Consider the following 13,029-nt stretch of genomic DNA (forward strand, 5'->3'; position numbering starts at 1 on the left):
TCCGCGGGGCTCCCGGCGCGGGCGTCCGCGCCGGCGCCGGAAGTTGCGGTCGAGTCGGTCCGAGTCGTCACTTCAGCTTTCTACTCCTCCTGCGACAGCACCTCGGTGGTGCGTGCTTCGGTGCTCCAGTGCTCCGCGAGGTCGCCCCAGAGGTACGCGGCCGCCTCGGCGCCCTTCGTCAGCAGGTCCAGGTCGACCTTCTCGTCCGGTGAGTGCCAGCCGTCCGCTGGCACCGAGATGCCCAGGAAGAGCACCGGCGCCCCCAGTACGTCCTGGAGATCCGCCGCGGGCCCGGACCCGCCCGCGCGCGTGAAGAGGACGCGCTGCCCGAAGGCCCGCTCCATCGACCGTACGACCGAGCGCAGCGCGGGATGGTCCAGCGGGGTCAGACAGGGACGGCTCACGCCCCAGAACGTCAGCTCGTGCCGGATCCCGTCGGGCAGGCTCCGCACGACCCACTCCCGGACCGCCTGCTGCACCTTCTCCGCGTCCTGACCGGCGACCAGCCGGAAGGAGAGCTTCAGTTGAGCGCGGGACGGGATGACGGTCTTGCTGCCCGGTCCCTGGTAGCCGCCGGCGATGCCGTTGACCTCGGCGGTCGGCCGGGCCCAGATGCGCTCGAGCGTGGTGTGCCCTTCCTCACCCAGGGCGGCGTGCGAGTGGGCCGTACGCAGCCAGGCGTCCTCGTCGAAGGGGAGCTCCGCGAAGAGTTCGCGCTCGCGGGGCGTCAGCTCCACGACGCCGTCGTAGAAGCCGGGGAGGGCCACTCGCCGCTCCTCGTCGTGCAGCGCCGCCGCCAGCCGCGCGGCCTCCGTGGCCGGGTTGGGGACGGCGCCGCCGAAGGAGCCGGAGTGGATGTCCTGGTCCGGCCCGTACAGGTCGATCTGGCAGTCGGTCAGGCCGCGCATGCCGGTGCAGACAGTCGGGGTCTCGCGGGACCACATGCCCGTGTCGGAGACGATCACCGCGTCGCACTCCAGCCGTGCCGCCTTCGTCCGCATCAGCTCCGGGAAGTGCGGCGATCCGGACTCCTCCTCGCCCTCCACGATCAGCTTGAGGTTCACGGCCGGGGACGTACGTCCCGTGGCGGCCAGGTGCGCCCGCACGCCGAGGGTGTGGAAGAAGACCTGGCCCTTGTCGTCGGCCGCACCCCGCGCGTAGAGGCGGCCGTCGCGCTCCTCGGGGACGAACGGATCCGAGTGCCAGCCGTCGGAGCGGTCCGCGGGCTGCACGTCGTGGTGGCCGTAGACCAGCACGGTCGGCGCGCCCGTGTCGCCGGACGGCCACTCCCCGAAGACGGCGGGCCCGCCCTCGGTCTCCCAGACCTCGGTGACGGGGAAGCCCGTCTCCGCGAGCTTCCCGGCGAGCCAGTCCGCGCTGCGCCGCACGTCGGAGGCGCGCTCCGGGTCGGCGGACACGGACGGGATGCGCAGCCACTCCGCGAGGTCGTCGAGGAAGGCGGCGCGCCTGTCTTCGATGCAGGCCCGGACGGCGTCGTCCGGAGCTGCCGGGATGCTGCTCATGCCGGGCAGCCTATCCGGCATACGGGGGACGGCTCCCATCCCGTGCCCGGCCGTCCCGTCAGCACCCCGTGCCTTCCGCTACGGCCCGGGCTCCTGCCGTCGTGCGGGGCCGCCCTCGCCGAGCAGCAGCTCTTCGAGGCCGGGGCGGTCGAGCAGCCCTTCCGGCCGTACGAGCTCTCCGCCCCGTACATACAGGAACGCGGCGCCGACCGATTCCAGCGGCACCCGCTGCTTCTCCGCCCACGCGAGGCGGTAGACGGAGAGCTGGAGGGGGTCGGCGTCGCGCGCGCGGCCGGTCTTCCAGTCGACGATGTCGTACGTGGGCGAGCCGTCGGGCGAGATCTCGCGGTAGACGGCGTCGATACGGCCGCGGACGACGCGGCCCGCCAGTTCGAGCTGGAAGGGCTCCTCGACGCGGTACGGCGTGCGCCGCGCGTACGGGGAACGCCGGAAGGCCTCCTTCAGCGCGGCGAGGTCGCGCTCGTCGGCGATGCCGTCCGGCTCTACGTGCGGCTCTACGTCCGTCCCGGCTTGGCCCGGGACCGAGCCGTACCCGGAACCGGGGGCCGCGGATCCGTCGTCCGCGCCCGGCAGTTCGTCGGGCCCCAGCATCGGAAGGGTCAATTCCTCGAATCCGGACTCCACCCACGCGTGGAAGCGCGTGCCCCTGCGGGCGGCGTCCGGCCGCGGCGGCCGCGGCATGGGCCGCGCCAGCTCGCGCGCGAAGCCGTCCGGGTCCGCGGCCATGCGCAGCACCTGTGACGCGGAGAGCGAGGGCGGCAGCGGAACGTCGCGGACGGCGACGCGTGAACGGCGCAGCTCACCGCTGAGCGCCTCCAGGTCGCGGTCCCAGGATTCGATGAGCCTGGACTCCTCCGGAGTGAGGGCATGGGCTGCGGCCGGTGACGAGCCGGCGGGCTCCGGTTCCGCCTCTCCTTCCACCGCCTCCCGCTCCGTCGGCTCTCCTTCCGCCGCCTCCGAGTCCCGTACGGCCTGCTCCCGTACGACCTCCTCCCTCGCGGGATCCTCGCGTACGGGATCCTCCGCGAGCCGCTCCAGGACCGCTTCCGCCGCCGCCCGCCGCCGCGTCAGCGCCTCCTCGTCGAGCGGCAGCGGCCACGCCCGTGCCTCCGCGGCGGCCGCCAGCGCCGGGTTCTCCTCGTCCTCCGCGGGTGCCTCCGCCCAGTGCTCGACCTCGCCGTGCGCGGGACCGGTCTCGCAGTGCGTCCGCAGAGCTTCCAAGAACGCCGAGGGTCCGCGGGGCCTCTTCTGATGCGGACCCCACCAGTGGCCGGAGCCGAGCAGCAGGGAGCGCGGGCGCGTGAACGCGACGTAGCCGAGGCGGAGTTCCTCGGTGGCCTGATGGTCGCGCATCGCGGTCTCGTACTCCTTGACGCCCTTCGCCGTCCACTCGTCGACATCCGGCAAGGTGGCCGCGTCGCCGCGCAGGGCGTGCGGCAGCACCCTCGGCCGGCTCAGCCACGACTCGCGCGGCTGACTGCTGGGGAACTGCCCGGCCACCAGCCCCGGCAGCGCCACCACGTCCCACTCCAGGCCCTTGGCCTTGTGCGCGGTGAGCACCTTCACCGCGTCCTCCCCGCCGGGCAGCGAGCTGTCGAGCCCCTTCTCGTACTGCGCGGCCGTGCGCAGGAAGCCGAGGAACGCGAGCAGCGTGGCCTCGCCGTCGACGGCGGCGAATCCGGCGGCGACATCGAGGAAGGAGCTGAGCGTCTCGCGGCGGCGGGCGGCCAATGCGTGCGGCGACGCGGAGAGTTCGACCTCCAGGCCGCTGACCGCGAGCACCCTGTGCAGCACGTCCATCAGCGGGTCGGCCAGCGAGCGCCGCAGATCGCGTATCTCCGTGGCGAGCCGGGTGAAGCGCACGCGCGCCTCGGCCGAGAAGGGCAGCCCGTCGTCGGGGCCGCCGCCCGGCTCCAGGAACGTCTCCAGCGCGTCCGCGAGCGAGACCACCTCGGCCGGGTCGACGCCCTCGACCGCCGCGGCCAGCCGCCGGTCCGGATCGCCGCCGTGGTCGTCCTCGTGGTGCACGAGCAGGCGCGCGCGGCGCCCCAGCAGCGCGAGGTCGCGCGGGCCGATCCGCCAGCGCGGGCCGGTCAGCAGCCGTACGAGCGAGGCGTTGGCCGTCGGGTCCTGGAGCACCTCGCACATCGCGACGAGGTCGGCGACCTCCGGCAGATGCAGCAGCCCCGTCAGGCCCACGACCTCCACGGGGAGTTCGCGGGCGACCAGCGCGGACTGGATCCCCGCGAAGTCGCCGGCGCCGCGGCACAGCACCGCGATGTCGCCGGGCGCCCTGCCCGTACGGACGAGATGGGCGACGGAGTCGGCGAGCCACTCCAACTCCTCCTCGTGCGTGGGCAGCAGGGCGCAGCGCACCGTGCCGTCGGTCTCCGCGCCGGGAGCGGGACGCAGCGCCTCCACGCCCTCGTGGCGGCCGCGCAGCGGTGCGGCGAGGGTGTTGGCGAGGGAGAGCAGGCGGCCGCCGCTGCGGCGGTTCTCGCTGAGCGCATAGCGGCGGGCGGGGGTGCCGTCGGCGTGCGGGAAGTGCCGCGGGAAGTCGTCGAGGTTGGCGACGGAGGCGCCGCGCCAGCCGTAGATGGCCTGGCAGGGATCGCCGACGGCGGTGACGGCGTGGCCCGCACCGGCCGCCGCAGCCGCCGTGCCGCCAGTAGCACCCGTACTGTCCGTACCACCCGTACCACCCGTATCGCCCGCGCCGCCCGCGCCGCCCGCGCCGAACAGCCCGGAGAGCAGGACGCGTTGGGCCACGGAGGTGTCCTGATACTCGTCGAGGAGGACGGCCGCGAACTGCTCCCGCAGCGCCCGCCCCACCTCCGGCACATCGCGCGCGAGGGTGGCGGCGAGCGCGATCTGGTCGCCGAAGTCGAGGAGGTCGCGCTCGCGCTTGCGGGCGCGGTACTGCTCGACGAGGCCCAGGAGTTCGCCGCGGCCGAGAGCCGCGCGCGGCACCTTGCGCAGGGCCTGATTGCTGAGCACCGAGCCGTCCAGGGACGCGAGCAGCTCCTCGTCGTACGCGCGGAGTCGGCCCGGCCGCACCAGATGCTCGCTCAACTCGCCGTCGAGCGCGAGCAGATCCTCGACGAGCGCGGCGACGGACTTGGTCAGCGCCTCGAACGGGCCCGGGGCGGCGCGCAGCACGCTCGCCGCGAGCTGGAAGCGGGTGGCGTCGGCGAGCAGCCTGGCGCCCGGCTCGATGCCGAGCCGCAGCCCGTGCTCGGTCAGAAGGCGTCCCGCGAAGGCGTGGTAGGTGGAGATCTGCGGCTCGCCGCCCGCATGTTCGGGGTCGGCGGGGTCGGGGTCGGTGATGCCCGCCCGCACGAGCGCCTTCCGCACCCGCTCGGTCAGCTCGCCCGCCGCCTTGTTGGTGAACGTGAGGCCGAGCACCTGCTCCGGCTGGACCTGGCCGGTGCCCACCAGCCATACGACGCGCGCGGCCATGACCGTCGTCTTGCCCGAACCGGCGCCCGCCACGATGACTTGGGGGGCGAGGGGCGCGGTGATGCAGTCGAGCTGCTCAGGGGTGAAGGGGATGCCGAGAAGGTCTGCGAGCTGTGCGGGGCGGGTGAGTCGTTCGGGCACGGGAGAGACGCTAACGGCAGGCACCGACAACGGCCCAGCGACGCCTGGTCACAGGGTCACGGCAAGGGCGGCCGCTCGACCCGGGCTTGCGAGCGCCTTTCCGACTGCCTTTCAGCTGGCGTTCCGACTGCCTCTCGGCTGTCTTCCGATGTCTTTCCGACTGTCTCTCAACTGTCCGCGTACGAGCGGCAGTCGGTCACTCCACGATGTGCCGCCCCTCGGCACGCGCGGAACAGGCGCCGCGGAACGAGCAGTGGGTGCAGTGCGTGCCGGGCGAGGGCGTGAAGCGCTCGTCGAGGACGCGTCCCGCCGCCGTCGCGAGCAGTTCGCCGATCCACTCGCCGCCCCCGGCGCCGGGGCCCGCATCCGCGCCCCCGTCCACCGCCGCATCCGCTCCCGCGTCCGCGTCCGCGTCCGCACCGCCCGATCCCCCTTCGCCCAGCGCCTCTTGACGCTGCACCACCGGAAAAGCGTCACCGCCGTCGCGTTCCGGTGCTCCCAGGCGCAGATGTACCAGCTCCGCGCCGCCGGGCTCCGGGCGCTCTCCGCCGAAGAGCCGGTCCGCCGCGCCTTCGCGCACGGCCAACTGGTAGACGGCGAGCTGCGGATGGCGCGCGACCTCCTTGCCGCTCGGCTTCGTGGCTCCGGTCTTGAAGTCGACGACGTACGCACGGCCCTGGCCGTCGCGCTCCACTCGGTCGACGCTGCCGCGGATCCGCACCTCGTACTCGCCCGCCTCCAGCGTGACGTCGAAGCCGAGTTCGCTCCCGGCGACCCCGGCGCCGGTGTCCCGCATCCCGTCGCCGTCCGGAACCCCGCCGGTGTCCGGGACTCCTCCGGCTCCCGCGTCCGAGCCGTCGTCCGGGTCACCGTCCGCACCCGCACCCGTACCCGCACTCGTGCCCGTGCCCGGCGTACCGGCGCGCATCACGTGCCAGCGCAGGAACCTCTCCAGAGCCGCCCTCGCGTTCTGCTTCTCCTGCCGGGACTTCCAGGGCGCCTCGAAGGCCAGCCCGTCCCAGACGGTCTCCAGCCGCTCCATCAGTACGGCGAGATCGGCCGGGGTCCCTCCGGAGGCCACCTCGTCGGCGAGTACGTGCAGTACGTTCCCGAAGCCCTGGGCCGCCGTCGCGGGAGCGTCCGCCTTGACCTCGCGTGCCAGGAACCATTGCAGCGCACAGGAGTTGGCGAGCTGGTCCAGCGCGCTGCCCGACAGCGTGACGGGCCGTCCGGGATCGCGCAGCGGCGTCGCGGAACGCGTCGGCTCGTGCAGCCCCCACCAGCGGTGCGGATGCGCCGCCGGTACGAGCGCGTGGCCCTCCTCGTCGCGCAGTCCCGCCAGCCGGGCGAGCCGCGCGGCAGCCGCATCCCGCAGGGCGGGCGAGGCCGCCGGATCGACGGTCGTGGCGCGCAGCTCCGCCACGAGCGCGGAGACCGAAAGGGGCCGCCGCGGACGGGAGTTGACGGCCTTCGGTTCGACGCCGAGCTCGTTCAGGAACCGCGACGGCTGGTCGCCGTCGTCCGCGGGCGCCCGCACGGCGGTGACGACCAGCCGCTCCCTGGCGCGCGTCGCCGCCACGTAGAAGAGCCTGCGCTCCTCGGTCAGCAGGGCGCCGGGGGGCAGCGGTTCGGCCAGCCCGTCGCGGCCGATGCGGTCGGCCTCCAGCAGCGAGCCGCGACGGCGCAGATCGGGCCACAGGCCCTCCTGCACGCCCGCGACCACGACCAGCCGCCACTCCAGTCCCTTGGCGCGGTGCGCCGTCATCAGCCGTACGGCGTCGGGCCGTACGGCACGGCGGTCGAGGGTGTCGGCGACCACGTCCTGCGCGTCGACCTCCTCCAGGAAGTTGAGCGCGCCCCTGCCCCCGCTGCGCTCCTCGGCGCGGGCCGCGGACTCGAACAGGGCGCACACGGCGTCCAGATCGCGGTCGGCGTTGCGGCCCGCCGCACCGCCGCGGAAGGCCGCGCGCTCCAGCCGGCGCGGCCACGGCGTGCCGTCCCACAGCTGCCACAGCGCCTCCTCCGCGGTGCCGCCGCCCGCGAGCAGCTCGCGTGCCTTGCGGAGCAGCAGACCGAGGCGCTGGGCGCCGCGCGCGTAGGCCGGGTCGTGCGCCACCAGGCGCTCGGGCTCGGCGAGCGCCTCGGTGAGCAGTACGTCGGAGGGGCGCGGGACCCTCGCGCCCGACGCGCGCTCCTCCTCACGCAGGGCGCGGCCCAGGCGCCGCAGGTCGGCGGCGTCCATGCCGCCGAGCGGCGAGCCGAGGAGGGTGAGGGCGGTCTCGGTGTCCAGCCAGCCGGCGGCGGGACCCGCCGCGGCATGGGCGTCGGCACCGGCACCGGCGCTAACACCAGCTTCGTCGCTGTCACCTTCGTCGTCGCTGTCACCGGCTTCGTCGCCGCCGTCGTCATTGCTGTCCGCAGGACCACCCTCCGCACCGCCCGGCCCCCGCCCCCGCCCCGGCTCCGTGTCCCCGTCCTTCCCGTGAACCGCCGCCCCGTCCCCGTCCCCCTGCCCGTCCCTCTGCCCGTCGCCCGGCCCGGGCCCGGGCCCGGGCCCGGGCCCGTGCACCGCCGCGCGCGCCACCGCCCGCAGCGCCGTCAACAGCGGTGCGACGGCGGGCTCGTGGCGCAGCGGCACGTCGTCGCCGTCCACGTCGAGCGGCACCCCTGCGGAGGTCAGCGCCCGCCGGACCGCCGGGATCGTACGGCCGCCCGCGCGGACCAGCACCGCCATCTCGCCCCAGGGAACGCCCTGTTCGAGATGCGCTCTCCGCAACAGGTCCGCGATGTTGTCGAGTTCGGCCCCGGCGGTCGGGCAGGTGAAGACCTCGACCCGTCCGCCCTCACGCTGCGCCACGAGACCGCGGTGCGCCCGCACGGCCTCCGCGGGCAGCCGCGTCAGCGGCAGACGGCGGGTGATCTCGCGCGTGGCCTCCAGCAGTTCGCCGCCGCTGCGGCGCCCCGTACGCAGCACGTGGACCGGTGCGGGCTCGCCGGAGCGCTGCCGGAAGGCCTCGGGGAAGTCGAGGATGCCGTTCACGTCCGCGCCTCGGAAGGTGTAGATCGACTGGTCCGGGTCGCCGAAGACGACGAGCGTACGGCCGCCCCCGGCGAGCGCGCGCAGCAGCCGCACCTGGGACGGGTCGGTGTCCTGGTACTCGTCGACGTACACGGCGTCGTACCGCTCCCGCAGCGCCTCCGCGACGCCCGGGCTCTCCGCCAGCAGCACGGCGCGGTGCACCAGTTCCGCGTAGTCGAGCACGCCCTGTGCGTCGAGCACGTCGAGGTACTCGGCGAGGAAGCCCGCCGCCGCCGACCAGTCGGGCCGCCCCGTGCGGTCCGCGAAGTCGCCCAGCTCGCGCGGCCCGAGCCCCAGCTCCCTGCTGCGCGCGAGCACCGCCCGCACCTCGTCCGCGAAGCCGCGCGTCGTCAGGCAGGCGCGCAGCTCGCCGGGCCAAGCGATGCGGCCGCGGCCCTCCGACTCCAGAGCGAGCTGGCCCTCCAGCAACTCGCGGATGTACAGGTCCTGTTCGGGCCCGGAGAGCAGCCGCAGCGGCTCGGCGAAGAGCTCGGCGTCCTGATGCGCGCGGACGAGCGCGTAGCAGTACGAGTGGAAGGTCGTCGCCTGCGGCGCCGACGTGTGCTCCCCAAGTCCCGTCAGGCGGACGGCCATCCGGTCGCGCAGCTCGACGGCGGCCTTGCGGCTGAAGGTCAGTACGAGGATGCGCTCGGGGTCGGCTCCCGCACGTACCCTCTCCGCCACGGACTCGGTGAGCGTCGTGGTCTTGCCCGTACCGGGACCCGCCAGCACCAGAAGCGGCCCGCCGGAATGGGCGGCCACCGCGCTTTGCTGTGGGTCCAGGACAGGGGGGTCCACGCTCTCCGGCCGGGTACGCACCAGACGGTACGTGCCGGGGCCCGCGCCGGAGCCGGAGCCCGCGTCCGCAGCGGAGCCCGGAGCCGCGCCGGAGCCCGGGTCCGCGACGGGACCGGCCCCCTGCCGGCGGGCATCGGACGGGATGGAGGAGCTCACGTGGATCGCCTCGGGGAGGGTCTGTGCTGACTGGTGCAGACGCTACGCCAGCGGGCACACGTGCCGCAGCGCGGCGCTCGTGTACTCCGTACGGGTGGCCCGGTACGAGCTGGGAGCGGGGATGGCGGAAGGTGGTAACCGTGAGCAGCCGCAGTACGTGGTCACATCTCGCCGTCCCACCTGGCCCTTCGCATGTCGATCCGCGGAACGTGTCCTTCCGCCGTGCGTGCGGCCTCCCGCAGCGGTGTGCCCTCCGCCCTGTAGCGCTCCAGCGCCCGCAGCTCGTGGCCCGCGAGCAGCACGCCGTCGGCCCGCACGACCCGCCACCACGGCACGGCGCCTCCGTACAGCGACATGACGCGGCCCACCTGACGGGGGCCGCCCTCTTCGAGCCACTCGGCCACGTCGCCGTACGTCATGACGCGGCCGGGCGGGATCCGGTCCGCGACGTCCAGCACCCGCTCCGCGAACTCGGGCAGTGCGGGTGGTCCGGTGTCTTCCGGCCGGTCCGGCGGGCCCGGCTGCCGGTGGCTCGCATGCATGCCGGCAATGGTGCCGTACACCACCGACAGCCGCTTCCGCGGTGGCTTCTCCTGCCGTACGCGCACCGGGAGGCCACCCTGGACTGCCGGTCGGGTACCACCTCGTGCCACCATCGTGCGGGCGGTGACGAGTGATACGGGACCAGGACGGGGCGGCGGCAGCCGGCCGAAGGCAAGGTGAACGCCCCGCCTCGGGCGGGAGCGGCACCTCCCGCGATGCTGCCCGCGGCCGCACGGACGGCAGTGGCACGGACCATACGGACGGCAGCCGCACCGACCGCTCGGGGAGCACGGGATCCCAGCGGCGGCAGCGGTCCGGTGACGGCGCACGGCACGAGCCGCACGGCGCGCGCAGATGGCAGGGCGGTAAGGGCGGTAGCGGTAAGGGCGGCACGAACGGCTCGCGCGGCGGGGACGGTTCGCGTGCGGAGCACGAGGATTCGCAGGCGGAGGACCAGGATTCGCAGGCGGAGCACGACGAGCAGCACGAGGAGCAGGCAGGGCGCGAGGAAGGCCGAGAGGGCGGGCAGCCGCGCGAGGACACCGCCCGCGCCTCCGGACCGTCCGAGCCCTCCGGGACGCCCGCCGGAACGCCGGGGCCCGCCGGCCCCCCGGACGACGCCGTCGAGAACGACGAGCCGCTGCTCTCCGCCCGCGTCCACCGCCCCTCCGACCTGCTCCGGCTGGGCCTCGGACTGCTGGCCATCACCGTCGTACTGGTCATCGCCAACTTCGCGCACGGCACCACCGCGGGCCTAGAGCAGGACATCGACAAGGGCACCCAGCAGGCACCGCCGCTGCTGATCAGCATCACCGGGCTCGCGTCCAGCATCGTCATCCTGCTCGTCCCCGTCGCGTTCGCGATCGAGCGGCTGATCAAGCGGGACGGACTGCGCATCGCGGACGGCGTGCTGGCGGCCGTCCTCGCGCACGGCGCATCGCTCGCGGTCGACCTGTGGGTGGCGGACGCGGCGCCCGGCTCGGTACGGGACGCCCTGACCAAGCAGTTCACGGACACCGGTCTCACCACCCCGGTGCACAGCTATCTCGCCCCCGTCATCGCCTACATGACGGCCGTGGGCATGGCGCGCAGGCCGCGCTGGCGGGTGCTGCTGTGGGCCGTGCTGCTGCTCAACGCCTTCGCCATCCTCTTCCCCGGCTACTCGACGCTGTTCTCGATCCTCGTCACGGTGCTGATCGGCTGGTCGGTCGCGTACGGAACCCTCTACGCGGTGGGCACACCGAACGTGCGCCCCACCGGCCAGACGCTGCTCGCCGGGCTGCGGCACGTCGGCTTCAGCCCGGTGAGCGCCAAGCGCCTGGAGGACGCCGAGGGCCCCGACGGCACCGAGCCGGGCGACCAGGGACGCCGCTATCTGGTCACGCTGGAGCACGGCGCCCCCATCGACGTGACCGTCGTCGACCGCGAGCAGCAGGCGCACGGCTTCTTCTACCGGGTGTGGCGCCGTCTGACGCTGCGCGGCATCATCCAGTACCGCAGCCTCCAGTCGCTGCGCCAGGCGCTGGAGCAGGAGGCGCTGCTCGCGTACGCCGCCATCGCCGCCGGGGCCAACGCCCCCCGCCTCATCGCCACTTCCGAACTCGGCCCGGACGCCGTCATGCTCGTCTACGAGCACATCGAGGCCCGCACCCTCGACACGCTGGCCGACGAGGAGATCACCGACACCCTGATGCGTGCCGCGTGGCGCCAGGTCGACGCGCTCCAGTCGCGGCGCATCACCCACCGGCGCCTGGTCGGCGACGCGATCCTCGTGGACGGCTCCGGCACGGTCTATCTGACGGACATGCGCGGCGGTGAGATCGCGGCGGGCGACGTCGTGCTGCGCATGGACATCGCGCAGCTGATGACGACGTTCGGGCTGCGGGTGGGCGCCGAGCGTGCGGTCGCCGCCGCCGTCGACGTGCTCGGGCCGGACGCCGTCGCCGACAGCCTCCCGCTGCTCCAGCCCATCGCCCTCAGCCGCCGTACGCGCCACACGCTGCGCAGGCTCGCCAAGGAGCGCGCCCAGCGCGAGCGGGACGCCGTCATCGAGGCCTCACGCCACGGCAAGGAGGCCAGGTCCCACACCGGCGAGGGCGGCACGCGGGCCGCGGCGCACAAGACGGACCGCAAGTCGCTGCGGGCCGAGAAGAACGCGGAGAAGCGCGCCATCGACGATGCGCTGGAGGAGGCGCGCGAGGAGGACCTGCTGGCGCAGATCCGCCAGCAGGTGCTGCTGATCAGACCGCAGGCGCCGATAGAGCCGGCCCGTCTGGAGAGGGTCAAGCCGCGCACGCTGGTCACCTTCATCGCGGGTGCGCTCGCCGCGTACTTCCTGCTGTCGCAGCTCACGCAGGTTCAGTTCGGGCAGGTCGTCGGCGAGGCCAACTGGGCCTGGGTGGGCGGCGCCGCCGTCTTCTCGGCGTTCACGTACTTCGCGGCGTCCATGGCGCTGCTGGGTTTCGTACCGGAGAAGGTGCCGTTCCTGCGGACCGTCGTCGCCCAGGTCGCGGGCTCCTTCGTGAAGCTGGTCGCGCCGGCGCAGATCGGCGGCGTCGCCCTCAACGCCCGCTTCCTGCAACGGGCGGGCGTACGGCCGGGGCACGCGGTGGCGAGCGTCGGCGCCTCACAGCTGTTCGGACTCGGCAGCCACATCACGCTGCTGCTCGTCTTCGGCTACCTCACGGGCACCGAGCACACGCCGACGCTGTCGCCGTCGCGGGGTGTCATCGCGGGACTGCTGGCGGCGGCGGTGCTGGTGCTGATCGTCACCGCCGTGCCGGCGCTGCGGCGGTTCGTCTCCAACCGGCTGCGCTCGCTCTTCGCGGGCGTGGTGCCGCGGATGCTGGATGTGGTGCAGCGGCCGCGGAAGCTGGTGACGGGCATCGGCGGAATGCTGCTGATGACGCTGCTGTTCGTGATGTGCCTGGACTCATGCGTACGGGCCTTCGGCCACGACGCGAGCTACGCGAGCATCGCCGTCGTCTTCCTCGCGGGCAACGCCCTGGGGTCGGCAGCCCCGACGCCCGGCGGACTCGGCGCCGTCGAGGCGGCTCTCATCGCCGGCCTGATCACCTTCGGGGTGCCGAAGGAGATCGCGACGCCCGCGGTGCTGCTCTTCAGGCTGCTGACGCTGTGGCTGCCGGTGGGGCCGGGCTGGCTGTCGTTCACGCATCTGACGCGGAAGGGCGCGATCTGACGGTCCGCGATCCGACGTTCGGGATCTGATGGGCGGGATCCGACGGACGGGGCCCGGCGGTCCTGCGGGCCGCCGGGCGTATACGCAGACGGCCGGGGTCCGTACCCGCC

5 protein-coding genes are annotated in these 13,029 nt (G+C 74.1%); 1 reads left to right on the forward strand and 4 read right to left on the reverse strand.

The window, feature by feature from the left end; translation table 11 throughout:
• Window positions 1–80 precede the first annotated feature (80 nt).
• The 4 genes from HCC61_RS05065 to HCC61_RS05080 form a co-directional block, all read right to left on the reverse strand.
• Complete coding sequence (locus HCC61_RS05065; RefSeq protein ID WP_169134057.1) at window positions 81–1,523, reverse strand: dipeptidase; 1,443 nt, start codon at window positions 1,521–1,523, stop codon at window positions 81–83.
• 78 nt (window positions 1,524–1,601) lie between these two features.
• Window positions 1,602–5,144 carry an ATP-dependent DNA helicase gene (locus HCC61_RS05070; RefSeq protein ID WP_169134058.1) on the reverse strand — a complete coding sequence of 1,181 codons (3,543 nt, stop codon included), beginning with the start codon at window positions 5,142–5,144 and terminating at the stop codon, window positions 1,602–1,604.
• A 196-nt stretch (window positions 5,145–5,340) separates the two neighbouring features.
• Window positions 5,341–9,042, reverse strand: a complete 3,702-nt coding sequence (locus HCC61_RS05075; protein WP_169134516.1) for an ATP-dependent DNA helicase — start codon at window positions 9,040–9,042, stop codon at window positions 5,341–5,343.
• 296 nt (window positions 9,043–9,338) lie between these two features.
• Entirely contained in the window at window positions 9,339–9,719 is a 381-nt protein-coding gene (locus HCC61_RS05080; protein WP_169134059.1) for an MGMT family protein, read from the reverse strand.
• A gap of 131 nt (window positions 9,720–9,850) precedes the next feature.
• Here HCC61_RS05080 and HCC61_RS05085 point away from each other — a divergent pair, with 131 nt between their 5' ends.
• Window positions 9,851–12,919, forward strand: a complete 3,069-nt coding sequence (locus HCC61_RS05085; protein ID WP_346777030.1) for a flippase-like domain-containing protein — start codon at window positions 9,851–9,853, stop codon at window positions 12,917–12,919.
• The last annotated feature ends 110 nt before the right edge of the window (window positions 12,920–13,029 follow it).

Source organism: Streptomyces sp. HNM0575 (genome assembly GCF_012726265.1).
In the GTDB taxonomy this organism is placed as follows: Bacteria; Actinomycetota; Actinomycetes; order Streptomycetales; family Streptomycetaceae; genus Streptomyces.

Bases quoted from the DNA above. Each gene is read 5' to 3' on its own strand.
- HCC61_RS05065 (WP_169134057.1), bottom strand. From the start codon at position 1,523: ATGAGCAGCATCCCGGCAGCTCCGGACGACGCCGTCCGGGCCTGCATC.
- HCC61_RS05080 (WP_169134059.1), bottom strand. From the start codon at position 9,719: ATGCATGCGAGCCACCGGCAGCCGGGCCCGCCGGACCGGCCGGAAGAC.